Raw genomic sequence first — 26,621 nt, 5'->3', positions numbered from 1 at the left:
GACATGGGCAATTTGAAGTTGGGAGTGAAACTGGTCGGCGGATTTCTCATCTGCGCCGCCATCACCCTGGCCGTCGGCCTCGTCGGCCTCATGGGGATATCGGGGCTCACGAAAAGCCTGAACACGGTTACAGACGTCAACCTGCCGTCCGTACGTGACCTGCAACTGATCAAGATCGCCGGTGAATCCGTTCGCGTGGCGCAACGGACCCTCAACGTGCCCGGCCTTTCCGCCAAGGATCGGCAACGGCAGTACGACAACATCGCCAACCTGCGCGACAGCTATCGCAAGGCCTGGGAAGAATACGAGGGCCTGCCCAAGTCCCAGGAAGCCGAACGCATCTGGCGGGACTTCGTGCCGGCCTGGCAGGAATGGGTCAAGGTCAACAATGGCACGTTCGACCTAGCCAGGGAATGGGACAAGTCCGACATCGACGATCCCGACGCCCTGGAAAAGATATTCGAAAAATTTCGCGGCGACCACTACAAGCTCCTGGCCGACGCCCAGGCCCTGGCCTTTTCCGGCACGCCCCTGACGGGTGGGGACGACGCGACCCAATGCAACTTCGGCAAATGGCTCGACAGCGAGGGGCGCGACAGCGCCAACCCGGTCTTCAAGAAGACGTTGGCGGAACTCCACGGCATCCACGACAAACTGCACCGCGCCGTGGGCAAGCTCAAGGAACTGGCTGCGAAAAACGCCCCACGCGAGGAACTGGCCGCCGTCGTGCGTACGGACATCACGCCGGCCGTGGAAACGACCATCGCCCACTTCAACACCCTGTTGCAGGAGATCGCCCGCGTTTCCGCCATCTGCGACAAGATGCGCAATGAGACCATGGTCAACGTGCGCCCCAAGCAGATCCGCTGCTTCGAACTGCTCGACCGGCTGATGGCCGATTCCCTGGCCTCTGCGCAGCAGGGCAAGACCGACGCCGACGCCGAGGCGCGGCGCGCTTCGGTCATGTCCATGTCAGGCATCGGCATCGGCGTGGTGCTGGCAGTGCTCCTTGGCATTTTCATCTCGCGCATGATCACGAGGCCCGTGCTTGTCGGCGTGCAGGCCGCGGAAGGACTGGCCGAGGGCGACCTCAACCAGCGCATCGACCTGGAGCAGGAAGACGAAATCGGCGCATTGGCCGCCGCGCTGCGCCATATGATCGCCAAGCTGCGCGAGGTGGTCGGGCAGGTCCAATCCGGCGCGGAAAACGTGGCCTCAGGCTCCGAGGAACTTTCGGCCACGACGCAAAGCCTGTCCCAGGGCGCGACCGAACAGGCGGCCAACGTCGAGGAAATTTCCTCCTCCATGGAAGAAATGGCCGCCAACATCCGCCAGAATGCGGACAACGCCAAGCAGACCGAGCAGATCGCCCTGGCCACAGCCAAGGACGCCCAAAGCGGCGGCGAGGCCGTGGCCAAGACCGTTTCGGCCATGAAACAGATCGCGGAAAAAATCGGCATCATCGAGGAAATCGCCCGCCAAACCAACCTGCTGGCCTTAAATGCCGCCATCGAGGCCGCCCGGGCCGGCGAGCACGGCAAGGGCTTCGCCGTGGTGGCCGCCGAGGTCAGAAAGCTCGCCGAACGCAGCGGCAACGCCGCCGGCGAGATCAGCGAGCTGTCCTCGACGAGCGTCGAGATCGCCGAAAAGGCCGGTGGCCTGCTGGCCAAGATCGTGCCCGACATCCAGCGCACGGCCGAATTGATCCAGAAAATCGCGGCCTCGAGCGTGGAGCAAAACGCCGGCGCCGAACAGGTCAACCGGGCCATCCAGCAGCTCGACCAGGTGGTGCAGCAAAACGCTTCGGCTTCCGAAGAGATGGCTTCCACGGCCGAGGAACTCTCGAGCCAGGCGTTGCAACTCCAGGAAACCGTGTCCTACTTCCGTCTGGACGCCATGACCATGCGCCACCGCGCCGCGCCGCAAAAAGCCCTGGCCGCAGCCAGGCCCGCGCGCAAGCCGGCAGCACAGAAGGCGGCAGCCCCCCGCAAGCCGGCCAAGGGCATTTCCCTGGATCTTGGCGCGGAAGCCTCGGACGACGATTTCGAACGATTCTAGGAACGCCGCTTCAGGACGCGGGCCCGGCCACGGGCCAGACCAGGAAATCGCGACCGGCCTTGAAGCCCACGCCCACCGCCCCCTTGTGGAGATAGAGGGCGTGGGCCCAGGCCGGATCGAAAGCGCTGGTGGTCGCGGACCAGTAGACCTCCCCCACCGCCGTAAAGGGATGCCCGGCAGGCAGCGCCGGCGCGGCCCGGCAGGCAGCGACCAGGGATTCCAGTTCATTGATGTTCGGCAGCCGCCAGCCGCCGCCCTGGTAGCGGGCGGCCACGGCGAGCGCCTCCTCCCAGGTCGCCGCGCCCGGACCTGTGTCGGCGCGGCCGGCCCAGACGAGCCCCGTCACCCGGTCAAGGACGCCCTCCCGGCCCTTTGGGGCCGGCACGAAACGCGGCGTCGGCCAGGGCGTTCCCGAACGAAGCTCCCCGTCCTGTCCCGTCCCGGCGCAGGGGGTTTCACGGCCCGCCGCATCGCGGCACCACGTCTGGCCGGTGCGCGGCAACAGGCAAGCCCCGGCCACGGGCCAACACAGGCAGTCCTGGTCCTTTTTCCCGTAGAACATCCTGCCGCCTTCGAAATGCACGTACCAGGCGTAGCCAGGGGCGGGCGCGGCCGTGGTGGACGTCCAATGCCAGCCGGCAAAGACGTTTTCAAAGGGGTGGCCGGCAGGCAGGGAGGGGCGGGACTGGCCGTAGGAGACAAGGCTGCGCAGTTCGCGCCGGTTGGGCAGCCGCCAGTCCGTGCGGCCGAGGACGGCGTCGGCGGCCATGCGCGCGGCGGCGGCAAGGGCGCTTTCCCAGGGCATGGGGAAGCCGGCGATGCCTGCGTCGACGGGCCAGACGAGGCCCGTGGCCGTATCCTGGACAAGGCCCGTGCCGACGGCCGCAAACCGGGGCGCATGCCGTCCCGCGGCGTGGGGAAAGGCGGCGTCCTGGCCGCTGCCCGGGCAGGGCGTCTCCCGGCCGGACCCGTCATGGCAGCGCGTCTGGTCGGTCGGCGACACCGGCGAAACGAAAGCGCGTGCAGCGTCCATGCGCCCGACATACGCCCGTTGCGGCCGCAAGACCAGACGCGCGACGTTCAGCCCGCGACGAAGCCCCGGCTTTCGATAATGTCCCAGGCGAGGCAGGCGGCGTCGCGCACCAGGGGCACGCAGACCGTGTGAAAGCGGCGCTCGCGGTTGGCCAACTCCAGCCCTTCCGGCGTCGAGGGGTCGAGGCCGATGAGGTCGCGGCAAATAATCGAGCCGTGACGTTCGAAAAAGCGGTCGTAAATGACCTTGGTCCGGGCATAGGTGGCCGTCTTGGCCGCCCTGCCGTCCGGGCCGCCGCCACCGCCGAAAAGCCCCAGCGCCATGACCGCGCCGGACACCGCGCCACACACGCCCCCCCGGGCCATGCCCACGCCGAATCCCGTGGCCAGCCGCACGGCCAGGGCCGCGTCGAGGCCGGCCGGCCCGCACAAGGACAGCAGCACGGACTGGCAACAGTTGTAGCCCCCGGCGAAATGGCCGACGGCCACGCTCCCCGCATCGGACATGACAGCCTCCTCTCCCAACCGGAAAACCTGTTTCCATCGGAATTACCCGACCTCCCGCACAGGGGCAAGAGGGCTGACGACAACAAAAAAGCCCCGGCTCCCTTTGCGGGGGCCGGGGCCATGTCTTGCGAAAGCCTTACAGCGGCGTGACGGCGATGTGGTCGGCTTCGTTGTTGCGAAGCGTCAAGGTAAAGTCGCGCAGGCGCAGGGCCACGGGGTCCTTAAGCGGCGCGCGCCCGATCACGGACACTTCGGTGCCCGGCACAAGGCCCATGTCGCGCAAGCGCCTGCCGAGCTCGCCCTGCGCCTCCACCCGGCAAATGCGGGCCCGCTGCCCGACCTGCATCTGCCGCAGGCCAATGCACGCGGCCGAAATTTCCTGGTCCATGCCGACTCCTTGAGGAAGAAAAAAAAGGAACTGCTCCCGCAGGCCGCGCCTGCGCGTCAGATCGCCCGGGCCGTGCGCTCAGGCCACCTGGGAAACGGGCTCCGCAACGGGCTGGGCGAGGCGTCCGAGCACCTTTTCCGCCAGGCCGTGCCCGATGGACATGCAGGCGCCCCGGGCGCGCAGACAGACCGGGCCGCCGCAGCCGGCCGTGATCTCGACCACGGTGCCGGGCGTGATGCCCATGGCGCAAAGCCGGCCCCGGGCCTTGGGACAATCACACAGGGATTCGACGCGTACGCGGCTGCCGGGGGGGAAGTGGGTGAGGCTTTCGAGGGGGGCCATGGGTCGCGCTCCTTGCATGGCCTTTGTTCTAGGCATGTTGAGAATGATTGTCAAGCTCCCTCTCGACGAGAAGCCCTACCCGTTCCCCGTGCGCTTGAGCGCGAACACGAGCACCAGGGACACCGCGGCCAGGAGCGCGGACAGGATGCCCGCGCGCAGGAAATCACCCGTAAAGACGGAGTTGTAGATCTCGAGCGACACCGTATTCGTGCGCCCGATGATATCGCCGCCCAGGAGCAGGCTGACGCCCACTTCGCCAAGCGCCCTTCCCGTGGCCAGGAACATGCCCGCGGCGATGCTCTTCTTGCAGTGGGGCAGCACCACGCGCACGAAGGTGGTCAGGGGCGACTTGCCGAGCACGGCCGAGAGTTCGACCAGGCGCATCAATTCGCCCCGCACCGCCGCCTGCACCGGCCGCACCATAAGCGGGATGCCGGCCACCACGGAGGCCAGGGCCAGTCCGGCGAAACCGAAAACGATGTCCAGGCCGAAGAGCCGCCGGGCCAGGATGCCGAAGGGGCCGTGTCGCCCGAGCAGCAACAGCAGGAAAAACCCCACGGCCATGGGCGGCAGGACCAGCGGCAGGGAAATCAGGAAATCCAGCACGGCGAGAAACCGGCCCCGCCCCCGTCCGAGCAGGTAGCCGAGCGGCGCGCCGAGCAGGAAAAAGACAGGCACCGCCACGGCCATGACTCGAAGCGTCAGCTTGATGGAAAAGACGACGCCCGGGTCCGTGGCCGCGGCGAGAATCGATGCTCCCGGCAAAGGCTACATCCCGTGCTTGGCGGCGATGTCCTTGGCCGGCTTGGTGTCGAGGAACGCGGCGAACTTCTTGGCCGTGGCGGCATTGGGAGCGCCGGCCAGGTTCTCGGCCACGATCTCGATGGGCGCGTACAGGGACGGGTCCACTTCCAGGTAGCCGCCGATCTTGTCGCCAAGGCCCATCACGTCGGTGCGGTTGACGAAACCGGCGTCGACCTCGCCGCTGACGATGTAGGTGGTGACCTGCGGCACGGTGGCGACGACCAGGAGCTTGTCCGCCACCTGCTTGGCCAGACCGGATTTCTCCAGGAACTGGCTGGCGGCCTTGCCGTAAATGGCTTTCTGCGGATCGGGCATGGCCAGGCGTTTGACCTCGGGCTTGGCCACGTCGGTTGCGGCGGCGAGCTTTTTGCCTTTGGGCCAGGCCACGACCAGGATGCCCTTGCCGATGGGGGAGACGCCGCTGCAGGACAGGCCCGCGCCTTCGAGGAAGCCCTTTTCGCCGACGATCACGTCGATGACCCCGCCGGCCTTGGCCTGGGTCGTCACTTGGCCCATGTTGCCGAAGGAGAGTTCGGGCTTGATGCCGCTTTCTTTTTCAAAGGCCGTCGCCAGGTCGGTGACGAGCTTTTTGTAGCCCGCGCCGGCGGCCACGACCAGGTTTTCGGCCAGGGCGCTACCGGTCAGGCACAGCACGAGAGTGAGCGTCAGGATGATGCGTCGCATGGGCGTTCCTCCTTGAGGGCGGGTTTCGGGGAGTGGAGCACCGGGCGACGGCCGTCGTCCGTCGCCGCGGCCAGGACGGCCGGCGGCGCATCATCGAAACGGGCGAGCAGGGCCGCGCGCTCCTCGCGATAGAGCGCAAGCTGGCGGCCGAACCAATCCCGGTCGATCCTCCCCCGGTTGATGGTCACGACCGCGTCGCCAAGAAGCGCTGCCTCGGCCAGGTCGTGGGTCACGTGCACGATGGGAATGGCGAAGCGCTCGCGCACGGCGAGGAGCTCGCCGCGAAGGGAGGCGCGCGTGGCGGCGTCCAGGGCGGAAAAGGGCTCGTCGAGCAAAAGCGCCTTGGGCCTTCGCGCCAGGGCCTGGCACAAGGCCCCGCGCTGCCTCTCGCCGCCGGACATGGCCCCGGGCCGGCTGCCGGCCAGGTGGGCGATGCCGAAGAGTTCGAGGAGATGCGCGCCAAAGGCCGCATCCGCCGTGGCGTAGGCCACGTTTTGCGCAAGGGTCATGTGCGGGAAAAGCGAATATTCCTGGAAGACGAGCCCTACCCCGCGCCGCCTGGCGCATACGCGCGCGCCGGACGCGGTGTCGCGCCAGACCTCGTCGCCCAGGGCGATGCGGCCGGTGTCGGGGTCGTCCAGGCCCGCCAGCATGCGCAGCACCGTGGTCTTGCCCGAGCCCGACGGCCCGGTCACGGCCAGGAGCTTGCCGGCCGGACAGGAAAACTCCACGTCCAGGGTGAAATGAGGGAGTTTTTTTTTCAGGCGAACCGCAAGGGTCATGCTGCGCCCGACCCGTTTTCGGCAATGGCGGCGAGCAACCGCGCCGCATCCACCGGGACGGTGATCTGCGGGCAGTGGCCGCTTTTGAGATCGTGCATCGCAAACCCGAGCCCCTTGGCGCGTTCGGCCATGGCCACGAGCATGGGGTTGGGGTTTTCCAGGCAGCGCACGTAGTGCTTCTTCGCCGGAAAAACCAGTTCGCCTTCCGGCACGGGATCGGTGAAGGCGGCCATGGGGAAGGGGGTCAGGCGCGACATGAACCAGTCCTCGTCGGGCGCGCCGGCCACGCCGAACATGGCGGCCTGCCAGGGGGAGACCAGCCCGCCGTCCAGGCGGCGCGACTCGAGCATGGCTTTAAACGGCTCGCCGCCAAGCCCGGCGAAGGACAGGCCGGGCCGCGGGATGATGCCCTCGAGGTAGACCGTGGCCGCCACGCGGGGCGCAAGTCGCGGCATGGCCGCCGCGCACACGATGCCCGAATAGCTGTGGGCCACGAGGATGACATCCCACAGGTCGAACAGGTCCAGATAGGCGGCCAGTTCGTCCACATACACGGAAAGTCCGAGTTCCTTGACGCGCACCGTGCAGTGGTGTCCGCAGCCCGAGAACGTGGGCGCATGGACCGTGTGCCCCAGGGTGGCAAGGGCTCCCGCCATGTTCCTGAACACCCAGCCGCCCTGGAATGCGCCGTGTACGCAAACGAATGTGGCCATACACCGTCCTCCCCGGCACGCGTCTCCCCCGGCAGGCCGAAGGGGCGCGTTGCGCTGCAAACCTTGCCGCGCCGGCATGAGAAACCCGGCGCAAGACAGACTTTTCGACGCTACTCACAATCACGCATATTCATATTTGCGTGACATTCAATATACCGCTCAAGACATACCGTAATTACGTCATGAAAGACAACAGTGTCACGCCAGAGATACTATTCGTGATATCCCATTTATATTCTTTACAACACAACAGCATTTCGCTACTGACTCGTATCATGAGTGCTTCCGAAGACAATCTCCTGGACAGGATAGCCCGTCTCGACGCTCCTTCGCTGGAGCGCCTGCTCGAACATGCCGAAGCGCTGCTGTCCCAGAAAGGCGACAGGCCGTTGCGGCGGCACCATCCGGGCATGGGCCCGTGCCAGGCGGCGATGTTCAAGGTACCCCACGAAATCCGCCACCTGGACACGGAACAGATCGAACGCCTCACCGCCGCTTTCGACGGCTGGCGCGATGCGGCGCGCACCTCGCCCATCCGGCGGGCCAGGGAGCGCATGCGCCTGGTCTACCTGATGTTGCGCCACAGCGGCGGCAAGCTCGGGGAGGTGCTCTCGCTCAACGAAAACACCGACATCGACATGGGGCAGTCCATGGTGACCCTCGGCGGAGGCAAGCCGGAAGAGACGGCCCGCAAGGTCATCGTGCCCAAGCCCTTTCTGGAGGAAGTGCGCCGATTCGCGGCCAGCCCCGCCAACAGGCACATGCGCGGCGAGCTGTTCCGGCTCGATCCCGGCTTCGTGCGCCGCAAGCTCTACGAACAGGCCGTCAAGGCCGGCCTGCCGCCCGGTCGCGTCAGCCCGACGTCGCTGCGCCACTCCCGGGCCGTGGAACTGCTGCGCGGCGGCGTGCCCCTGCCCGTGGTGCAGGTCATGCTCGGCCACTCGAGCCTGGTGCTCACTTCCATCTATTGCTCCTTTTCCGAGCAGGATTGCCAGCGCATCCTCAACCACTGCGTCATCAAGGAGAGTCGTGTGAAAACCAGCGCCCGCAACACCTTCTTCGGCACCGTCAGCAGCGTGCGCAAAAGTCCCCTGCTCACGGAAATTTCCCTTGCGGTCCAAAACGGCTTCGAGGTCGTGGCCGTCATCACCAACGAGAGCTTCGAGCGCCTGGGGCTCACCGAAGGCGGCCAGGTCACGGCCCTGGTCAAGGCGCCCTGGGTGCTGCTCGGCAAGGACGAGCACAAGGCCCGCACCAGCGCCCGCAACTGCTTTCCCGGCAGGGTCACGGGCATCCGCGGCGACGGCGTGGCCGTCGAGATCATGGGCATGCTCGACGGCGGCACGCCCATGTGCGCGCTGATCACCGCCGAATCCGTGGAATCGCTCGACATCAAGGAAGGCGACATCGTCTGGTTTTTCTTCAAGGCCTTCAGCGTGATCATCAGCACCGACTAACGGCCCACTTCGCGAGGCCCGCGCGGTCGGTGCGGGCCCCCTCCCCTGCGACTGCCATGTCCGCTCGCCTGGGCGGCAAAACGCCGCGGGCCCGGCCAGGAATTCCTGGCCGGGCCCGCGGTTTTTACGATGCCTGCTTTGCGACGATCCCTCGCAAGGCTCTGCCGTCCCCCCTTTCGGGAGGTCCGGGAGGGGCAGTTGCCCCTCCTGGCCGCCGGAGGCATCTTCTCATTCTTCATTCAACATTCGGGCAATCCTTGAGGGCCTCGGTGATGCTGGCTTCGGGGTAGGCGAAGTCCGTGAGCTTGCCCTGGAAGAAGGCATCGTAGGAGGCGAGGTCGAGCAGGCCGTGGCCGGAATACAAAAAGACCACGTTCTCGCCGGGCTTGGCCTGCTTGGCCGTTTCGATGGCCCCCTTGATGGCGTGGGAGGTTTCCGGCGCGGGCAGGAAGCCCTCGGTACGCAGGAACAGCCGCGCCGCGTCGAAGCACTCGGTCTGGAAGTAGGCCGTGGCGTCGATGATGCCCTCGTTGGCCAAGTTGCACACGATGGGCGCGCCGCCGTGGTAGCGCAGGCCGCCGGCGTGGATGGGCGCGGGCATGAAGGCGTGACCCAGGGTGTGCATCTTGAGCAGCGGCGTGAGCTTGGCCACGTCGCCGTAGTCGTAGCGAAACTGGCCGCGCGTGAGCGTGGGGCAGGCCTTGGGCTCCACGGCGATGAAGCGGATGTTTTCCCCGGCGAGCTTTCGCGGCAGAAACGGCAGCACGAGCCCGGCGAAGTTGCTGCCCCCGCCGACGCAGCCGACGAGGTAGTCGGGCTTTTCGCCTATCATGGCCAGCTGCTTTTCCACTTCGAGGCCGATGATGGTCTGGTGGTGCAACACGTGGTTGAGCACGCTGCCGAGCGCGTACTTGGTGTCGTCGTGGGTGGCGGCGTCCTCCACGGCCTCGGAGATGGCGAGCCCCAGGGAGCCGGCGCAGTCGGGATCGGAAGCGAGCATGGCCCGGCCGGTCTGCGTGTTCTCCGAGGGCGAGGGGAAGATCTCGCCGCCGTAGGCGTTGATGAGGATGCGGCGGTAGGGCTTCTGGTTGTAGCTCACCTTGACCATGTAGACGGTGCAGTCGAGGCCGAGCTGGGAGCAGGCGAAGGACAGGGCCGTGCCCCACTGCCCCGCGCCGGTTTCGGTCGCGATGCGGCGCACGCCTTCCTGCTTGTTGTAGTAGGCCTGCGGGATGGCGGTGTTGGGCTTGTGCGAGCCTGCCGGGGAGACGGACTCGTTTTTATAGAAGATCTTGCACTTGACGCCGAGTGCCTGCTCGAGCTTGCGCGCCCGCACCAGGGGCGTGGGGCGAAAGAGCCGATAGATGTCGAGGACGGGCTCGGGGATGTCGAGCCAGCGCACGGGCGAGAGTTCCTGCTCGATGACGGCCTTGGGAAAAATGACCTCGAGCTGCTCCGGGGAGACGGGCTTCTGGGTCTGGGGATCGAGCGGCGGGGCCAGGGGGGTCGGCAGGTCGGGCAGGGCGTTGTACCACTGCCGGGGCATCTCCGATTCGGGCAGGTTGATGCGGCACTCCATGCGGTTCTCCGAAAGCGTTGTATTTTTTCCGGGACACGAGACAGCCCGGGAAAGTGGACCATCCTCGCGCCGACAGCGGACGATGCGCTGGCCTTACATCCCCGGGCGCTTTTTCACAACCCGGACCGCGCCGACCGGGATGGCAACCTTTGCTTTTATGCGCCGTTGCGGCTATTTTCAGCACAACCTTGCTCAAGGAACCGCTTATGAAACGCTTGGCCGCCGCCTTCCTGCTCTCCCTCGCCCTGTCCGTGCCGGCCCTGGCCGGCGAAATCGCTGTTTTCGCCGCGGCGAGCCTCACCAACGCCGTGGAGGCCATGCGCGCCGCGTTCGAACGCAGCCACCCGGGCATGCTCCTCGTGCCCTCGTTCGCCGCCTCGGGGACGCTCCTGCAGCGCATGCAAAACGGCCAGCCCTGCGACGTGTTCATAAGCGCCGACGCCGTTACCATGGACGCGGCCGTGGACCGGCGGCGCGTCGATCCGGCCACGCGGCGCGTCGTCGCCGGCAACGCCCTGGTCCTGGCGGTTCCGGCCGGCAATCCGGCCAACGTCACCGGGCTCGAGTCCCTCTCGCGCGGCGGCGTCCGGCACATCGGCGTCGGCAACCCCGAATCCGTGCCGGCCGGGCGCTACGCCAAACGCGCGTTGCAGAAACGGGCCATGTGGTTCGCCCTGACCTCCAAACTCGTCTACTATCCGTCCGTGCGCCACGTGCTGGCGGCGCTGGCGGCCGGAGAATGCGACGCCGGCTTCGTCTACGCCACGGACGCGGCCATCGCCGGGGACGCCGTGGCGAGCGCCGCCGTGGTGCCCACCTCCCCGCCCGTGACCTACAGCGCGGCCGTGGCGGCAGGCGCGCCCGATCCCAAGGGCGCGGCCGCCTTTCTCGACTACCTCGCCACCCCCGAGGCGCGCGCGGTGTTCGCCCGTTTCGGCTTCACCGCGCCGTAAGCGGCCTACAGCTCCGGGGCGAAATCGGGTACCAGGCAGATGAGCAGGAGCGGTTCGCCGCCCGTGTTCTCGATGCTGTGCTCGGCGTCGGGCGGAATGTAGGCGACACTTCCGGGGCCGACGTCCACCCAGTCGCCGTCGCGAAGCAATCGGCCCTGGCCGCTGTGAAAAAACTGCTGGTGCTCCCACGGGTGCTTGTGGCGCGGGATGACGCCGCCGGGGGCGACCTCGATCATGCGCATGCAGAAATGGTCCGCGCCGTCGGCCTTGCCGATGAGCACGCGGCCGGTGACGCCGTGCATGGTGGCTGCGGTCAGTTCCCGGGGCAAAACGTCCTTGTAGTCGATGATCTTCATGGCGTGTGCTCCTTTTGCGTTCGCGCCGCGCGCTACGGACACGGCGCGGGCTTCCGGTTGATGCGGCGCACAGGCGCTTGCTTTGCCGGCCGGTTCCGCCGCTTGCGGGCGGCCAGGCGCGCAACGCGGCATCTGCCCGTGATTGTTCACCGGTTTTCATACGGCCCCCGCCTTCCATCGTCCAGAAACCTTTCCGATTCGGCGCAACCCTTCCCTTTCAAGCAGGCTTTGGCTAGCATGGGACAACGCCTGTTTCGCGTCCGGAGTTCTTCATGCCCTTCATGCGCTTTTGCACCGTCCCGGCCCTGTGTCTCGCCGTCGCTCTCGCCGCCTGCGCTCCCGCGACCAAATCCGCCCCCCCCGCGACCGGAAGAACCGCCGCCGGCAAGGCCGCGACGGACACACCCCCTTCGGGGCAGCAACAAGGTTTCCGCGTGGTCATGGGCAAGCCGCTGCCCGGGACGACCGGCCAGGGAACACCCATCAACCGGACGCCTGCCGCGCCGCCCCAGGCGCAGCAGGTTCCCGCCCAGACCGCGCCGCCGCCCCAGGCGATGGCCGCACCCGCGCAATCCCAGGCCGCGCCGATCCCGATGCCGCCCCTGCCGGCCCAGGGGCAGGCCATACCGCCGGCCGCACCAGCGCCGTCCGATGCCGCCGCCACGGCTTCCGGCCGTCCCACCGGCTTCGGCGGGCTGAACTTCGGCGATGCGCCCCATGCCCAGCCCGGGCTTGCCGTCTACGACGCGGAAGCCGGGGACGTGATCACCTATGTCTGGACCAAAGGCCCCACAGACATCTTCGGTGCGCCCATCCGCGAGGCGTTCTACGAATTCTACCAGAACCGCTTCTACCACGTCTGGATCAATTTCGACGGCATGGCCGCCTACAAGAAGGCCTTGGCCGGGCTCACCGGCGCCTTCGGTCCGCCGACCCAGGAAGTGCCGGAAAAGTACTACCACGCCTGGATGCTCGGCGACGTCAACATCTACTGCGCCTTCCATCCCTCGGAAAACGGCGGCGACGTCAGCTTCTTCTACCAGCCCATCTACGAGCCCATGATGGCCGCCGCGCACGCCAAGGCGGCCAAGGCGGGCAAGGCCGCGCCCAAGAGCAAAAAGCCGTGAACGAAAGCCAAGCCTACGCCAGCCTCGTCGCCCACGGACGGGAAAGCGCCGATCTCGCCTCGGCCCTGAGCCTGCTTTCCTGGGACCAGCAGGTGATGCTCCCCGCGGCCGCCCATCCGGGCCGGGCGGCGCAACTCGGCGCGCTGACCGCCGTGCTCCACCGCCGCGCCACGGACCCGCGTATCGGGGAATGGCTCGCCGCCTGCGAAGGCTCGCCGCTGACCCGCGACGCGGCCACGTCCGAGGCGGCCAACCTCCGAGAATGGCGGCGCGACTACGACCTGTCCGTCAAGATTCCCGAGGAACTGGCCGTGGCCCTGGCCCGGGCCGCAAGCGCCGGGCAGCGGGCCTGGGAAATCGCACGGAAAGAAAACGATTTCAAAGCGTTCGCGCCACACCTTCAAGAACTGCTTGAGCTTTCGCGGCGCAAGGCCGAAGCCCTCGGCTATACCACGGAAGCCTACGACGCCCTGCTCGACGGCTTCGAGCCCGGCGAGACCGTCGCCGCCGTCGCCCCGATCCTGGCCGAACTGCGCGGCGCCAGCCGCGAGCTCATCGCAAAGGCCAAGGACGCCCCGCAGCCCCGCGACCTGCCGCAAGGCCCCTACCCCCTCGCGGCGCAGCAGGCCTTTCTCGGCGAAGTCACGCGGATGCTCGGCCTGCCGCCCGAGGCTTCGCGCCTGGACGTCTCGGCCCATCCCTTTTCCACCCTGATCGGCCCGCGGGATGCGCGCATCACCGTGCGCTACGACGCGACGGACTTCACCAAGGCCCTGTTCGGGGCCGTGCATGAGACCGGGCACAGCCTCTACAGCCTGGGCCACGACATCGGCGACGCCCGCCACGGCACGCCCATGGCCGAATACGTCTCCCTGGCCGTGCACGAATCCCAGTCGCGGCTGTGGGAAAACCAGGTCGCCCGCTCCCTGCCTTTCTGGGAGCACGTGCTGCCCCTGGCCGTGCAGCATTTCCCGGAACTGGCCGGATGCGCGCCCCGGGACGTCTTTGCCGCCGTGGGCGCGATCCGGCCGGGTCTCATCCGCGTGGACGCCGACGAGACGACCTACAACCCGCACATCGTGCTGCGCTTCGAGCTGGAGCTGGCCCTCGTGCGCGGCGACCTGGCCGTGGCCGACCTGCCCGGGGCCTGGAACGAAAAATCCCGGGACATCCTCGGCATCGTCCCGCCAAGCGACGCCGCCGGCTGCCTCCAGGACGTGCACTGGGCCACGGGCGCGTTCGGCTATTTCCCCACCTACAGCCTGGGCAACGTCTACGCCGCCTGCCTGTTCGAGGCGGCGCGCGCCGCCCTTCCCGGGCTCGACGCGGCCATGGCCCGGGGCGATTTCGCGCCGCTTCTCGCCTGGCTGCGGACCAACATCCACGAAAAAGGCCGGTTGCTGCGCCCCCGCGACCTCGTCGCCGCAGCCACGGGTCAGGCACCCACGGCGGGGCCGCTCATCCGCCACCTCAAAGCCAAGGCGCAAGCCGTTTACGGCTTGTGATCCTCTCCCGCCGGGGCGCGCGCCATGCGGCATCGCGCTCCGGACCGTCTGCCCCGCGTCCCGACATTTCCTTAAAAAGCGGCAATCCTGGCGGAAACATCCTTGCTCCCGAGCCTGTTTACGTTTATCAAACGCCTCGTTTCACTCTGTGAAACAGGTCGGGAACGCTGGGGGAGCGCTTCCGGACCTGGTTTCCCACACGGGGAAACGTCTTCGCAATTTCCAGTGCAATGCCGGGATATTGCCTGCCCATGCCGGGAGTTATCCCGGCTTGTGGCATGGATCATGCTGCCCGAGGCGCGCGTTGGGGGACGCTTTTTTCGCCGCGGGTTTCGTATCACTTTTTCAAACGGGGAGAACGCATGCGACGCGTATTGTTTCTGGCCATCGTCCTGTGTCTGATCGGGCCCAAAACGGCCCTGCCGGCCAAGAATTCCGGGAAACTGGCCGTCAAGGCGGCCATGGTCACCGAATACGGCTCCGGCCGCGTGCTCTATACGCAGGACGAGGACAAACGCATCGCTCCGGCTTCGGTGACCAAGGTCATGACCATGTACCTGGTCTTCGACCTCGTCTCCTCCGGCCAGGCCAGCTTTTCCGACAAGGTCAAGGTGAGCCGCCGCGCCGACGCCACGGGCGGGTCCACCATGAACCTGCGCGCCGGCGAGGTCGTGACCCTCGACGAACTCATGCGCGGCATGGCCGTGGCTTCGGGCAACGACGCCGCCGTGGCCGTGGCCGAACATTTCGGGGGCGTGCCCCAATGGGTCGACCGCATGAACCGCAAGGCCCGCGAACTGGGCATGACCAGCACCACCTTCAAGACCCCCAACGGCCTGCCCGCCCCGGGGCAGCTGACCACCGCCCGCGACCTCACGAAACTGGCCACCAGCTACCTGCGCCACTATCCGCAGGCCCTGCGCTACCACTCCACCACGGAGATCAACCACTGCGGCGCGGTCCATGGCAACACCAACCGCCTGCTCGGCGTGTGCGAGGGCGTGGACGGCATCAAAACCGGCTACGTAGGTTCAAGCGGCTACAACATCATCGCCACGGCCAAGCGCGGCGGCACCCGCATCATCGCCGTGATCCTCGGCGGGCGCACCAAGCAGGTGCGCAACCGCGAAACCGAGCGCATCCTGAACGCCTCCTTCTCCGGCGCAGTCAGCACCATGCTCGCCGCCACCGACCGCCCGGCCCAAGACGACGACACCCCCGTCCCGGCGAAGATCAGACACGGCAAATCCGGCCGGCACCACGCCAAGGCCCTGCGCGTGGCCGACGCCGACCACCGCGCCAAGATCCACGCCAAACGCGGCGCTTCCGCCCGCTTCGACGCCCATGACGCCAAAGTGAAGACCTCCCGCCACGCCAAGGGGAAAACCAAGGCCACGGCGGAAAAATCCGGCAAGTCCTCTTCCCGGTCCAAGTCCAAGCACCACAAAAAGGCCGGCGCGTCCAACCGCTAGCGCCGCACGAACATCGCCCGCCCCCTTCCCGGGGCTCCGCCCGGGCACAACAGGCAACCCGCATCGCGTGCCCCCCGCCTTTTCGCCGCTCCCCGGGAAAGCCCGGGAAGCGGCCGCATCCTTCGCCCCTGTCGCCTCTTGCGTGCCCGCCCCGCACACCAGGACAACGCGGAATGCGCTTTTCGGGACGCCCTTCCCCTGTCGCAACGGCGCAATGCCGCCCTCCAAAGCGGGGCGGCATTGTTGCGTCCGTCCATACTCACATGCGACCATACAATCGCGTGACAGCACAACAAAAATTCTGACAGCATTGACCCGAACGAATCCTGGCGGGTACTGTTGCGTATTCCTCCAACCTCCAACCAGGAGACGCCCATGAAAGTCAGCGCGAGAAACCTCATCCCCGGCAAGATCAAATCCATCACCAACGGCATGGTCAGCAGCGAAGTGGTCATCGAGATCGCGCCCGGCGTGGCCATCACGTCGGTCATCACCAAGCACTCCGTCGAAGACATGGGCCTCAAGGAAGGCGAGGCGGTCAAGGCCATGGTCAAGGCCTCGAGCGTGATGCTCGTCACGGACTAGCTTCCCCGCCGTACGACACGGTTCGCCATACGCCAGCGCCGGCCAGGCCCAGCTGCCTCGGGGTCTGGCCGGCGTTTTCTTTTTGCCGCGTCCCTGAGCCCTTGCCAGCCGTCCGGCGCGAATGGCACTGTCGTCCCGCCGCATCCGGCAAAAGGATGACGCCATGCGCTACGCCGCCCTTATCGCCCTTTGCCTTGCCGCAAGCCTTACGCCGAGCGTGGGGTTATGTGGTTCGCCTGCCGTGTTCGACGCCGTCGCCGACACCGCGACCCGGCGCGTCGATCCGGCGGAAAAGAAATCCGGCCGCGTGACCGCCCCGGACCGCTCGCCGCCCGAAACCGTCACGGCCCCGGAACTGCCCCCCCTGCCGCCGGCCCTGGCCGGCTCCATCCGGCGCGTGGACACGCACGGGGAAAAGCTCGTCGCCCTGACCTTCGACTTGTGCGAGCTGGCCGACCAGGTTTCCGGCTACGACGGGGCGGTGGTCGAAGCCTTGCGCGCGGCCGGGGCCAAGGCCACCTTTTTCGCGGGTGGCAAATGGATGCGCTCCCATCCCAAACGTGCCATGGAGCTCATGGCCGATCCGCTCTTCGAGGTCGGCAGCCACGCCTGGACCCACGGCAACTTCGGCCGCCTGGACGATGCGGCCATGCGCCGGGAAATCGTCTGGGCGCAGGCCGAGTACGCCCTGCTGCGGGAAAAGCTCGTGCGTCTGGCCCAGGAAAAAGGCGTCTCGCAGGCGGCACTCGCCGCCATCCCGGCCGTGCCCGCGCTCTTCCGCTTTCCCTACGGCCGCTGCCGCCCCGAGGCCCTGTCGCTCCTTGCCGCCATGGGCATAAAAGCCGTGCAGTGGAGCCTGACCACGGGCGACCCCGACCCGGCGTCCACGCCCGCGCGCATCGTGGACACGGTGCTTGCGCGCATCCGCCCCGGCGACATCGTCATCGGCCACGCCAACGGCAACGGCCACGGCACGGGCGAGGCCCTGCCGCGGCTGCTGACGGAACTTTCCAGGAAGGGCTACCGGTTCGTGACGGTCAGCGAACTGCTCGCCGCCGGCCGACCCGTGACCGCCTCGGACTGCTACGATTCCCATCCCGGCGACACGGCCCGCTACGACGCCGTCTTCGGCGACGGCACCCTGCACCCGCGCAAGCGGGCCGCGGGAAAAGGGACGGGGACAGGGACGGGGATGGGGATGGGGACAGGGGGAACGCCTCCGGCGGCCAAAGGGCTGTCGCCCTCTGGACTCCCTTAAAAATTGCAGCGCTGCTTCACGCTGCACTGATAGAGCGCGTTCCCCACATGCCCCTATCGGGGTGGTCCAGGAGGGGCCCTCGGCCCCTCCTGGCCGCCGGAGGCATCTTCCTTCCTTTCTTTTCTACTTGCCCGTTTCGGGCGCAGCGTCCCGGCGATAATGGGTGATGGAAGCGACCTTGGAATCCTTGCCCGCTTCGAGGTATTTGACGATCAAGGTGTTCTTGCCGGTCACCTGGCCGATGTACGTGCCGTCGTCATCGACCATATAGATCTTGTGGCCGTCGAGCACGCCGAGCACGGTTTCCTTGGCCTTGGCCGAGGCTTTGGTGCCGGAAAAACTCGGGCCGTCCTGCTTGTCGATGGTCAGCGTCCAGTCCGCGTGCAGGAATTTCGGCGCGTCGGTCGCATCGGCATGGCCGAGCTTGCCCATAGCCACGGTGTCCGAGGCGCCTTTCCAGACGCCGGTGACGTCGGGGACGTCCTTTTCCTTCTTTTCCTTGTGCTCCTTGGCCAGCGCCGGTACGGCAACCAGGATGCAGCAGGCGAGGCAGGCGACAAGCGCAGCGCGAAAGCGGACCATAAGAACCCTCCGTTGCTCGGGTTGGGGACCGGCCCCGGAAACGGATGCGCCGTTTGCGCCCCACCGGGATTCGGACCTGCGTGATGTGGCAACTTCAGAGAAGTCTTAGAAAAAAGGATGCGCCATGACAACAACCGCCCAACCGATCCTCGTCGCCCGGGGCGATACGGACTGCCTGTTACTGCCGGCCATGGCCAACCGCCACGGGCTGGTCGCCGGGGCCACGGGCACGGGCAAGACCGTCACGTTGCGCGTGCTGGCCGAGGCGTTTTCCGCCATGGGTGTTCCGGTTTTCCTGGCCGACGTCAAAGGCGACCTGTCGGGCATGGCCGCGCCGGGGGGCGACAATCCCAAGATCGCGGCCCGGGCGAAGGAACTCGGCCTTGCGCTTGCCCCGAGCGCCTGCCCCGTGGCCTTCTGGGACGTGTTCGGCCGGGAAGGGCATCCGCTGCGGGCCACGGTTTCGGAGCTCGGGCCGTTGCTTCTTGCGCGCCTGCTCGGGCTCAACGACACCCAGGCCGGGGTGCTCGAAATCGTCTTCCGCGTGGCCGACGACGCGGGCATGCTGCTGCTCGACCTCAAGGACCTGCGCGCCATGGCCGCGTATGTCGGCGAGAACGCGGCAATGTACCGCACGCGCTACGGCAATGTCTCCGCGGCCTCGGTCGGGGCCATCCAGCGGGCGCTTCTCTCCCTGGAAAGCCAGGGTGGCGAGGCCTTTTTCGGCGAGCCGGCGCTTGATCCCGACGACCTGCTCCAGACCGACGCCTTGGGCCGGGGAGTGGTCAACATCCTCTGCGCGCGCACGCTGTTCGCCTCGCCCAAGGTCTACGCCGTCATGCTCCTGTGGCTCCTGGCCGAGCTCTTCGAGCGCCTGCCCGAGGTGGGCGACCTCGAGAAACCCAAGCTCGTCTTTTTCTTCGACGAGGCGCATCTGCTCTTCGACGACGCCCCGGCGGCGCTGCTGGAAAAAATCGAGCTGACCGTGCGGCTCATCCGCTCCAAGGGCGTCGGTGTCTATTTCGTCACCCAGTCGCCCCTGGACCTGCCCGACGCGGTGCTCGGCCAGCTCGGCAACCGCGTGCAGCATGCGCTGCGCGCCTTTTCCCCCCGCGACCAGAAGACCGTGGCCGCCGCGGCCGACACCTTCCGGCAGAATCCGAAGTTCGACGCCAAGGCGGCGCTGACGGTGCTCGGCGTCGGTGAAGCGCTGGTCTCCTGCCTTGATGCACGCGGGCAGCCGAGCGTGGTGCAGCGCGCCCTGGTCGTGCCGCCAGTTAGCCGCATGCAGCCCCTAAGCGACGCCGAGCGCGAGGCCGTGGTGCGCGCCTCCCCCCTTTTCGGGCACTACGAACAGGCCATCGACCGGGAATCGGCCTTCGAAATGCTCAGATCCCGCGCCGTGGCCCAGGAAGCGCAACCCGCGTCCCAAAAAGAAAAACCGTCCCAGGCCGAAAAGCTTGTCCTGGGCATGGCCCAAAGCGCCCTGCGCTCCATCGGCACGCAGATCGGCCGCCAGATCGCCCGCGGCGTCCTGGGTGCGCTGTTTGGGGGGGCGAGGCGTTGAGGGAATGTGAGAAGAGTGAGGAAAGGGAAATGGGGAAAATGGCTCCGGCGGCCAGGAGGGGCCGAGGGCCCCTCCTGGACCACCCCGAAGGGGGGAAGCAGGGGTTTAGTCCAGGGTCTGGCGGTAGCGCTTGACGCCAAGGCCGAGGGAGACGAGCAGGAACAGGCCAATGGGCCACATGTGCGGCAGGATGTCGAAAAAGCCGTTGCCCTTGAGCACGATGCCCCGCACCACGCGCAGATAGTGCGTCAGCGGCAGCACCGAGCCGATCCATTGCGCCCACTCGGGCATGCCCTGGAAAGGAAACATGAACCCGGAAAGCAGGATGCTCGGCAGAAAGAAAAAAAACGACATCTGCACGGCCTGCAACTGGTTCTGGGCGATGGTGGAAAAGGTGATGCCGACGCCGAGGTTGGCGGCGATAAACGGAAACGAGACCAGAAACAACAGCGGCAGGCTGCCGATTACCGGCACATGGAACAGCAGGCGCGCCGCCAGCACGATCAGGCCCATCTGCAAATACCCCACAATGATATAGGGCAGAATCTTGCCGAGCAGCACTTCCGTCGGCCGCACCGGCGTGATGAGCAGGTTTTCCATGGTGCCGCGCTCGCGTTCGCGCGTGATGGCGAGCGATGTGATGATGACGAGCGTCATGGTCAGCACCACCCCCATGAGCCCGGGCACGATGTTGTATTGCGTGATGGCCTCTGGGTTGTAGCGGGCGTGCAGGCGCAGGTCCACGGGGCCTTCCCCGGCGCGCAACGACAACAGCGGCCCGGTCAGGTCGCGGTTGAAGGCGTCGGTTGCGGCCTGGCGGATGGCGGCCACGGCGTTGGACGTGGCCGAAGGGTCGGTGGCGTCGGCTTCCAGCAAAACCACCGGGCGCTTGCCGCGGATGAGGTCGCGGCCGAAATTCTGCGGTATGGTCAGCACGAACTGGATGCGGCCCAGGCGCAGCAGTTCGTCGGCCTCGGCCTCCGTTCGCAGGTCCTGGGTGAACTGGAAATAGAGGCTGTTTTTCATGGCCGTGGCCATGTCGCGGGAAAAGACCGAGCGGTCGTTGTCCAGTATCGCCGTGGGCAGATGTTTGGGATCGGAATTGATGGCGTAGCCGAAGAGAATAAGTTGGAGCAGCGGAATGCCGACCATCATGCCGAAAGTCACGCGGTCGCGACGCATCTGGGTGAATTCCTTGGACACCATGGCCGCGAACCGCTTGGGCGAAAAAGTGAAAAGCTGTCGCATCATGTCGTCGCCTTGCGCATGAGGCTGATGAAGACCTCTTCGAGGTTGGAGGGAATCCGGCGCACGGCAAGGGGCTCGGCCGCATACGGCGCGAGGCTTTGCGTCAGGGCCGCTTCGTCGCGGCCGCTCACGTGCAGGGTCACGCCGAAGGCCACCACCTGCTCGACACCCGGCAGGCCGCGCAGCCTGTCGATGAGGTCGTAGAGTTTCGGCCCGGCGATCTCGAACGTGGCCAGCCCCTCGGCGGCCACGATCTCCGCCACCGTGCCCGTGGCCAGCAAGTGGCCGTAGGCGATGTAGGCCAGGCGGTGGCAGCGCTCGGCCTCGTCCATGTAGTGCGTGGAAATGAGCGCCGTGATGCCCTCGCCGGCGAGCTTGTGCACTTCGTCCCAGAAATCGCGCCGCGCCATGGGATCGACGCCGGCCGTGGGCTCGTCGAGCAGCAGCAGCTTCGGTTCGTGGATCATGCAGGCGGAAAGCGCCAGGCGCTGCTTCCAGCCGCCGGAAAGCGTGCCGGCCAGCTGGTCGCGGAAGCGCCCCAGGTTCATGCGCTTGATGGTGCGGGCGATGGCCGTTGCGCGGTCCGCGACGCCGTACATGCGCGCGATGAAATCAAGGTTTTCCCGCACGGTCATATCTTCATAGAGCGAGAACTTCTGGGACATGTAGCCCACATGGGGCTTGATCAGTTCCGCCTGCTCGCGCACGTCGAAGCCCAGGCACGTGCCCGTGCCGTCGTCGGGGCGCAACAGCCCGCAGAGCATGCGGATGAACGTGGTCTTGCCCGAGCCGTTGGGCCCGAGAAAGCCGTAGATTTCCCCGCGTCCGACACGCATGTCGATGTGGTCCACCACGGTCTTTTTGCCGAAGATCTTGGTGAGCCCCGCGACGTCGATGACCGGGGCCGCCGCGTCCGCGCTCATGACGCGCCACCGCCCGCTTCCGGCGTCACGTCCACGGGTTGCCCGGGATGCATCCGCGCCGCCACGTCCGGGGCAAACCGCCCCTCGACCATGATGACGAGCTTTTCGCGAAAGCCCTGGCTGTAGATGACCGGCGGCGTGTATTCCACCGAGGGCGCGATGTAGGAGACGGTGGCCGCGACGGGCGCGCCGCCGTCGAAAGCCACGCGCAGGCGCTGCCCCAGGGCGAGGGAGCCGGCCACGGCCTCGGGCACGAAAAAGCGCACCTTGACGTTCGCCGGCGGCAAGAGCGTCACCACAGGGCTTCCCGCCGCCACCCATTCGCCCGCGTAGTGCAGCACGTCGTAGACCAGACCGGAGACGCCGGCGGCCTGCGTCATCTGGCCGAGGTTCCAGCGCGCCTGGTCCAGGGCGGCCCTGGCGGCCTCCACGGCGGCCTTGGCGGCGAGGATCTGGTCCACGCGGCTCGGCAGCTTGCCCGTGGCCAGCTTGGCTTCCAGTTCCCGCACCTGCTGCTTGTCCCGGGCATGGGTCGTGCGCGAGGTGTCGAGTTCCTCCTTGGCGATGACGGCATCGCCGTACAGTTTGATACGGCGGTCGTATTCCAGGGAGGAAAGCGTGTGCGAGGCCTCGGCCCGGCGCAGGTCGGCTTCGATCTGCGCGATCTCCTCCGGCCGCAGCCCCTTTTGCCTGTCGTGCAGCGTGTCCTCGGCCTGGCGCAGATCGGCCTCGGCCAGGGCGACGCCCGCGGTCTCGTAGGCGTGCTCCAACACATAAAGCGTTTGCCCGGCCTCCGCCACGTCGCCCCGAGCCACGTCGAGCGCGTCCAGCCGCCCGGCGATCTTGCCGGCCACGTACACGAATTCGCCCTCGATATACCCCTGGTAGGCCGACGAGCCCTTGGACTCGCACCCGGCAAGCAGAAGCAGCACAAGGAGAAGCGCGGGAAAAACGAAACGGTCAGTCGTTTTCATGGCCTGTCTCCTGGGACGCGTCCGGTTGGGCCGGGGCGGCCAGCCCCTTGCCGAGCAGCCCTCCGACGAAGGCCGCGGCATCGGCCAGGGGCGAATCGAGCCGCAGCCCAAGTCCCTGCGACGCGGCAGCGAACCGCGCCCGCAGCGGCTCGGACAGGCTGTAGACGACCATGGTCCCGACGAGCGTCAGGTGCACGAGAACGGGCTCGGCCGGGACGAGCGCCCCTTGCGCCGCACCCTTTTCCAGGATGCCGCGCGTGACGCCGAAGATGCGGCGAAATTCCGCCATGGCCGCCGCCGGCATGTTGGCCCCGCCCGAGGCCATCTCCAGGGCCATGATGCGCGGCAGCATGGGCAGCTTGGTGAAAAGCCCGGCCAGGGCCGTGGCCAGGGCGGTGAAGGCCTCGCCCGGCGTGCCGCACGAACCCGGCGCGCCGGCCGCCTGCTCCAGCGCGCCGGCCACCTGGCCGAACAGGTGGAGCATGACGGTTTCGTAGAGCTTTTCCTTGTTGCCCACGTGGTAGTAGAGGCCGGCTTTGTTGACCCCGGCGCGCCTGGCGATGGCGTCCACCTTGGCCCCGGAAAAACCTGCCCGGCCGAATTCCTCGGCCGCCGCTTCGAGGATGCGTTCCCGGACCGAATCCGGGGCATTGGCTATGACCATATGTTTCAACCTTTTCGTTTAACCAAACGGTTAAAACATCCGGTTGTCCCCGTCAAGGATGCCGAACGCGCCGGGAACGCTTTTCATTTGCGTGAAAGCGGTGTAATCCGAAGTGCGGCCGGCCCACGCAAGGGGCGCATGAAGCCGACATACCATGACCGACGCCATCACACTTCTTCTTTCCCCGGCAGCTTATGTCGGCAGGACGGCACTGACCGTCATCGCCGAGCTCGGAGGCTTCTGCATCTTCCTGGTCCAGGGGCTCTGGCGCATCGTCGTGCCCGCGCCACCTTTGCGCAAGATCGTGCAGCAGGTCTACTTCATCGGGGTCAAGTCCATCTTCGTCATCGTGCTCATAGGGCTTTTCACGGGCATGGTGCTCGGGCTGCAAGGCTATTACACCCTGGTCAAGTTCGGTTCGGAGGGGCTTCTTGGCGCGGCCGTGGCCCTGTCCATCATCCGGGAGCTCGGGCCGGTACTGACGGCCATCATGATCACGGGCCGCGCGGGCTCGTCCATGGCCGCGGAAATCGGCATCATGCGCATCTCGGAGCAGATCGACGCCCTGTGGACCATGGGCATCAACCCCATGCGCTTTCTCATTGCGCCAAGGCTTGCCGCCTCGCTGCTTTGCTTTCCGCTTTTGACCGCCATTTTCGACGTGGTGGGCATCTGCGGCGGCTACCTCACGGGCGTGGTGCTTTTGGGCATCAACCCCGGCGTCTATTTCGACCGCATCGACGCGGCCGTGGAGATGGGCGACGTGACCGGCGGCTTCGTCAAGTCGCTGCTCTTCGCCGTGCTCGTGGCGGCCATCAGCTGCTACGAGGGCTATTTCACCCATGCCCGACGGGACGGGTTCGGGGCCAAGGGCGTCAGCCTCGCCACCACGGCGGCGGTGGTCTTCTCCTGCGTCGCCATCCTGGTGGCGGACTACGTCCTGACCTCGTTTCTCCTGTGAGGGCGCAAGGCGGGCCGTGTTGCAACTTCGGCGGGATATCCGTAAAAGGCCAGTGGCATGAAAAAATACTCCATGGAAACCACGGTCGGGATCTTTGTCCTGGCGGGGCTTATGTGCGTGGCCTACCTGACCGTCAAGCTCGGCAAGCTCGAGGTGCTCGGCGGCGACCGGTATCCGGTGACGGCCCGGTTCAAGGACGTGACGGGGCTCAAAAACGGCGCGTACGTGGAAATGGCCGGCGTGCGCATCGGCCGGGTGGCGGGGATCAACCTCGACACCAAGGACAACATGGCGCTCGTCACCCTCGACATCGACAAGGGCGTGCGCCTCACCGACGATTCCATCGCCTCCATCAAGACCAGCGGCCTGATCGGCGACAAGTTCGTCAAGATTTCCCCCGGCGGCTCGGACGACGTTCTCGGCCCGGGCGGGCTGATCGTCGAGACGGAGCCTTCCGTGGACCTTGGCGACCTCATCGGCAAGTATGTTTTCGGCGGCGTGAAATAACACACGCCCCAGCAACCCCGTCACTTGAACGCGTGGAAATCCTTATGCATCGTTTCGCAAGCCGCATGTTTTTAGCCCTCGCGATCGTCGCCGTCCTGGCCGCGCCTGCGCTGGCCGGAGCGCCCACCGAAGCCTTGAGCGCCTCCATCGACAAAGTCATCGCCCTGCTCGCCGATCCAGCCTACAAGAATCCCGACACCCGCCCGACCATGCGGACCAAGCTCATCACGGCCATCGACGCCGTCTTCGACATGAAGGAGCTTTCCCGCCGGGCGCTTGGCGCGCAGTGGAACAAGTTCACCCCCGAGCAGCAGCAGCGTTTCGTGACCGCGTTCGGGCAGCTTCTCCAGAATACGTACCTTGACAAAATCGAAAGCTACACCGATGAAAAGGTGCAGTATCTCAAGGAACAGGACCTGGGACCCGGCAAGGCCGAAGTGGACACCAAGGTCGTCGGCAAAGGCAAGGAGATCCCCATCTCCTACCGCTTGTCCGATCACAACGGCTGGAAGGTCTACGACGTGGTCATCGAAGGCGTAAGCCTCGTGCAGAATTACCGCACCCAGTTCGGCCAGATCCTGGTAAACGAAACGCCGGATGCGCTGATCGCGAAGATCACCGCAAAAAGGTCCTGACCGGCCAGGGCCGCGCGGCTCCCAACGACACCGCGACGCCTTGGCCCGAAGAACCGGAAACGCTACGGACCGCCTTGCCGGGGAATACCTTATGCCAACCTCCTTGCCGCGCAACACCCTCCTTGTCCTGCTCGCCGCCCTGCTCCTGGCCGCTCCCATCTGCCAGGCGGCCGGAACGCCGATCAACCAGGAAAGCCCCAAACCGGCCGTCGCCGCCCCTGCCGCGTCCACGGCAGCGACCACTCCGGCACAGGCCGACGAAGACTACGCCGAAACCGCGCCCGCGCCCATCGCCGATCCGTTCTACCATTGGAACAAATTCTGGTTCGGCTTCAACCACCTGTTCTACAGCGGGCTCATGCGCCCCTTCGCCAAGGGGTACGCCTTCATCGTCCCGTCCATGGTCCGCAAGGGGCTCAGCAACGCCTACCAGAATTTCATCTTCCCCATCCGCTTCGTAAACGCCCTGCTCCAGCTCAATTTCACCAAGGCTTCCAAGGAGTTCGGGCGGTTCATGATCAACACCACCCTCGGTGTCGGCGGGCTCATGGACGTGGCCAAGTCCGATCCGAACCTCCAGCCCGGCAACGAGGACTTCGGCCAGACGCTGGGGTTCTGGGGCATCGGCGACGGCTTCTACATCGTCTGGCCGTTCCTCGGCCCCTCCTCCGCGCGCGACTCCGTGGGCTTGGCCGGCGACGCCGTGGCCAACCCGCTGTTCTGGATCTTCGGCCCCTGGTCCATCCAGGGCGAGGACAACCCCTGGTATCTGTCCTACGTCGTCAAGGCCGGCGACGTGTTCAACAACCTGCCCGAGACCCTCGAGACCTACGACAGCGTGACCAAGCCGGCGGTCGATCCCTACAGCGCCATAAAGGACGCCTACATCCAGTTCCGCCGCAACGCCGTTTCCCAATAGCACGTTGCGCCTGCCGCCGCCGCGCCCCGGGCGCGGCGG

General features: G+C 66.7%; 28 protein-coding genes. 13 read left to right on the top strand and 15 right to left on the bottom strand.

Going from position 1 to position 26,621, the window contains the following annotated elements; all coding sequences use genetic code 11:
• Positions 1-3: 3 nt before the first annotated feature.
• Positions 4-2,058: a methyl-accepting chemotaxis protein gene (locus Q368_RS0108090; RefSeq protein WP_029458456.1), complete on the top strand. Its 2,055-nt coding sequence runs from the start codon at positions 4-6 to the stop codon at positions 2,056-2,058.
• 10 nt (positions 2,059-2,068) lie between these two features.
• On the opposite strand, the gene Q368_RS0108085 is transcribed toward Q368_RS0108090, so the two are convergent.
• The 8 genes from Q368_RS0108085 to Q368_RS0108050 all read right to left on the bottom strand — a co-directional run bounded on the left by Q368_RS0108085 (position 2,069) and on the right by Q368_RS0108050 (position 7,310).
• Entirely contained in the window at positions 2,069-3,091 is a 1,023-nt protein-coding gene (locus Q368_RS0108085) for an Lcl C-terminal domain-containing protein (RefSeq protein ID WP_052360069.1), read from the bottom strand.
• Between the two features lie 47 nt (positions 3,092-3,138).
• Complete coding sequence (locus tag Q368_RS0108080; protein WP_029458459.1) at positions 3,139-3,597, bottom strand: C-GCAxxG-C-C family protein; 459 nt, start codon at positions 3,595-3,597, stop codon at positions 3,139-3,141.
• A gap of 136 nt (positions 3,598-3,733) precedes the next feature.
• Positions 3,734-3,985 carry a FeoA family protein gene (locus tag Q368_RS0108075; RefSeq protein ID WP_029458461.1) on the bottom strand — a complete coding sequence of 84 codons (252 nt, stop codon included), beginning with the start codon at positions 3,983-3,985 and terminating at the stop codon, positions 3,734-3,736.
• Positions 3,986-4,063: 78 nt separating this feature from the next.
• Entirely contained in the window at positions 4,064-4,327 is a 264-nt protein-coding gene (locus tag Q368_RS0108070; protein WP_029458463.1) for a FeoA family protein, read from the bottom strand.
• A 75-nt stretch (positions 4,328-4,402) separates the two neighbouring features.
• The gene (locus Q368_RS0108065) at positions 4,403-5,077 is read right to left on the bottom strand and encodes a molybdate ABC transporter permease subunit (RefSeq protein ID WP_029458465.1); all 675 of its coding nucleotides are present in this window, start codon (positions 5,075-5,077) and stop codon (positions 4,403-4,405) included.
• Positions 5,078-5,095: 18 nt separating this feature from the next.
• Entirely contained in the window at positions 5,096-5,815 is a 720-nt protein-coding gene (modA, locus tag Q368_RS0108060) for a molybdate ABC transporter substrate-binding protein (protein ID WP_029458467.1), read from the bottom strand.
• Complete coding sequence (locus Q368_RS0108055; RefSeq protein WP_084158707.1) at positions 5,797-6,597, bottom strand: ATP-binding cassette domain-containing protein; 801 nt, start codon at positions 6,595-6,597, stop codon at positions 5,797-5,799. Before Q368_RS0108055 ends, modA (Q368_RS0108060) begins: the two co-directional genes overlap by 19 nt.
• Positions 6,594-7,310, bottom strand: a complete 717-nt coding sequence (locus Q368_RS0108050) for an alpha/beta fold hydrolase (RefSeq protein ID WP_029458471.1) — start codon at positions 7,308-7,310, stop codon at positions 6,594-6,596. Before Q368_RS0108050 ends, Q368_RS0108055 begins: the two co-directional genes overlap by 4 nt.
• Before the next feature lie 275 nt (positions 7,311-7,585).
• Between Q368_RS0108050 and Q368_RS0108045 the strand changes: the two genes are divergently transcribed.
• On the top strand, positions 7,586-8,767 hold the full coding sequence (locus tag Q368_RS0108045; RefSeq protein WP_029458478.1) for a TOBE domain-containing protein: 1,182 nt from the start codon (positions 7,586-7,588) through the stop codon (positions 8,765-8,767).
• Between the two features lie 235 nt (positions 8,768-9,002).
• Here Q368_RS0108045 and Q368_RS0108040 read toward each other — a convergent pair whose 3' ends face one another.
• A complete protein-coding gene (locus Q368_RS0108040; protein WP_029458479.1) occupies positions 9,003-10,346 on the bottom strand; it encodes a TrpB-like pyridoxal phosphate-dependent enzyme in 1,344 nt (447 codons plus the stop codon).
• 206 nt (positions 10,347-10,552) lie between these two features.
• Here Q368_RS0108040 and modA (Q368_RS0108035) point away from each other — a divergent pair, with 206 nt between their 5' ends.
• Entirely contained in the window at positions 10,553-11,299 is a 747-nt protein-coding gene (gene modA, locus Q368_RS0108035; RefSeq protein WP_029458480.1) for a molybdate ABC transporter substrate-binding protein, read from the top strand.
• 5 nt (positions 11,300-11,304) lie between these two features.
• Here modA (Q368_RS0108035) and Q368_RS0108030 read toward each other — a convergent pair whose 3' ends face one another.
• Positions 11,305-11,655: a cupin domain-containing protein gene (locus Q368_RS0108030; RefSeq protein WP_029458481.1), complete on the bottom strand. Its 351-nt coding sequence runs from the start codon at positions 11,653-11,655 to the stop codon at positions 11,305-11,307.
• Between the two features lie 272 nt (positions 11,656-11,927).
• Between Q368_RS0108030 and Q368_RS0108025 the strand changes: the two genes are divergently transcribed.
• The 5 genes from Q368_RS0108025 (at position 11,928) to Q368_RS0108005 (ending at position 17,602) form a co-directional block, all read left to right on the top strand.
• A complete protein-coding gene (locus tag Q368_RS0108025) occupies positions 11,928-12,782 on the top strand; it encodes a hypothetical protein (protein ID WP_029458483.1) in 855 nt (284 codons plus the stop codon).
• Positions 12,779-14,287, top strand: a complete 1,509-nt coding sequence (locus Q368_RS0108020) for a carboxypeptidase M32 (protein WP_029458485.1) — start codon at positions 12,779-12,781, stop codon at positions 14,285-14,287. Before Q368_RS0108025 ends, Q368_RS0108020 begins: the two co-directional genes overlap by 4 nt.
• Positions 14,288-14,649: 362 nt before the next feature.
• Positions 14,650-15,759 (top strand): D-alanyl-D-alanine carboxypeptidase family protein, encoded by a 1,110-nt coding sequence (locus Q368_RS0108015; protein WP_029458487.1) that lies wholly within the window; start codon positions 14,650-14,652, stop codon positions 15,757-15,759.
• 375 nt (positions 15,760-16,134) lie between these two features.
• On the top strand, positions 16,135-16,344 hold the full coding sequence (locus Q368_RS0108010) for a TOBE domain-containing protein (protein ID WP_029458488.1): 210 nt from the start codon (positions 16,135-16,137) through the stop codon (positions 16,342-16,344).
• Between the two features lie 163 nt (positions 16,345-16,507).
• The gene (locus Q368_RS0108005) at positions 16,508-17,602 is read left to right on the top strand and encodes a polysaccharide deacetylase family protein (protein ID WP_084158708.1); all 1,095 of its coding nucleotides are present in this window, start codon (positions 16,508-16,510) and stop codon (positions 17,600-17,602) included.
• A gap of 123 nt (positions 17,603-17,725) precedes the next feature.
• On the opposite strand, the gene Q368_RS0108000 is transcribed toward Q368_RS0108005, so the two are convergent.
• Positions 17,726-18,184 (bottom strand): hypothetical protein, encoded by a 459-nt coding sequence (locus Q368_RS0108000; RefSeq protein WP_029458491.1) that lies wholly within the window; start codon positions 18,182-18,184, stop codon positions 17,726-17,728.
• Between the two features lie 124 nt (positions 18,185-18,308).
• Between Q368_RS0108000 and Q368_RS0107995 the strand changes: the two genes are divergently transcribed.
• Positions 18,309-19,751, top strand: a complete 1,443-nt coding sequence (locus Q368_RS0107995; RefSeq protein ID WP_029458492.1) for a helicase HerA-like domain-containing protein — start codon at positions 18,309-18,311, stop codon at positions 19,749-19,751.
• A gap of 105 nt (positions 19,752-19,856) precedes the next feature.
• Here Q368_RS0107995 and Q368_RS0107990 read toward each other — a convergent pair whose 3' ends face one another.
• Genes Q368_RS0107990 through Q368_RS0107975 form a run of 4 tightly spaced genes read right to left on the bottom strand, consistent with a single transcriptional unit; the run spans position 19,857 to position 23,560 of the window.
• The gene (locus tag Q368_RS0107990; protein ID WP_029458493.1) at positions 19,857-20,999 is read right to left on the bottom strand and encodes an ABC transporter permease; all 1,143 of its coding nucleotides are present in this window, start codon (positions 20,997-20,999) and stop codon (positions 19,857-19,859) included.
• Positions 20,999-21,922 carry an ABC transporter ATP-binding protein gene (locus Q368_RS0107985; RefSeq protein WP_029458494.1) on the bottom strand — a complete coding sequence of 308 codons (924 nt, stop codon included), beginning with the start codon at positions 21,920-21,922 and terminating at the stop codon, positions 20,999-21,001. The genes Q368_RS0107990 and Q368_RS0107985 overlap by 1 nt, the downstream gene beginning before the upstream one ends.
• Positions 21,919-22,896 (bottom strand): HlyD family secretion protein, encoded by a 978-nt coding sequence (locus Q368_RS0107980; RefSeq protein WP_029458495.1) that lies wholly within the window; start codon positions 22,894-22,896, stop codon positions 21,919-21,921. Before Q368_RS0107980 ends, Q368_RS0107985 begins: the two co-directional genes overlap by 4 nt.
• The gene (locus tag Q368_RS0107975; RefSeq protein WP_029458496.1) at positions 22,883-23,560 is read right to left on the bottom strand and encodes a TetR/AcrR family transcriptional regulator; all 678 of its coding nucleotides are present in this window, start codon (positions 23,558-23,560) and stop codon (positions 22,883-22,885) included. Before Q368_RS0107975 ends, Q368_RS0107980 begins: the two co-directional genes overlap by 14 nt.
• A 154-nt stretch (positions 23,561-23,714) precedes the next feature.
• Here Q368_RS0107975 and Q368_RS0107965 point away from each other — a divergent pair, with 154 nt between their 5' ends.
• The 4 genes from Q368_RS0107965 (at position 23,715) to Q368_RS0107950 (ending at position 26,582) form a co-directional block, all read left to right on the top strand.
• Positions 23,715-24,521 carry an MlaE family ABC transporter permease gene (locus tag Q368_RS0107965; RefSeq protein ID WP_029458497.1) on the top strand — a complete coding sequence of 269 codons (807 nt, stop codon included), beginning with the start codon at positions 23,715-23,717 and terminating at the stop codon, positions 24,519-24,521.
• Positions 24,522-24,578: 57 nt separating this feature from the next.
• Positions 24,579-25,028 carry an outer membrane lipid asymmetry maintenance protein MlaD gene (gene mlaD, locus Q368_RS0107960; protein WP_029458498.1) on the top strand — a complete coding sequence of 150 codons (450 nt, stop codon included), beginning with the start codon at positions 24,579-24,581 and terminating at the stop codon, positions 25,026-25,028.
• A 44-nt stretch (positions 25,029-25,072) separates the two neighbouring features.
• Complete coding sequence (locus tag Q368_RS0107955; protein WP_029458499.1) at positions 25,073-25,663, top strand: Tgt2/MlaC family protein; 591 nt, start codon at positions 25,073-25,075, stop codon at positions 25,661-25,663.
• Positions 25,664-25,754: 91 nt separating this feature from the next.
• Complete coding sequence (locus Q368_RS0107950) at positions 25,755-26,582, top strand: MlaA family lipoprotein (protein WP_029458500.1); 828 nt, start codon at positions 25,755-25,757, stop codon at positions 26,580-26,582.
• The last annotated feature ends 39 nt before the right edge of the window (positions 26,583-26,621 follow it).

Source organism: Solidesulfovibrio alcoholivorans DSM 5433 (genome assembly GCF_000702665.1).
GTDB classification, from domain to species: domain Bacteria; phylum Desulfobacterota; class Desulfovibrionia; order Desulfovibrionales; family Desulfovibrionaceae; genus Solidesulfovibrio; species Solidesulfovibrio alcoholivorans.
This window is presented reverse-complemented; position numbering and strand designations above follow the sequence as displayed.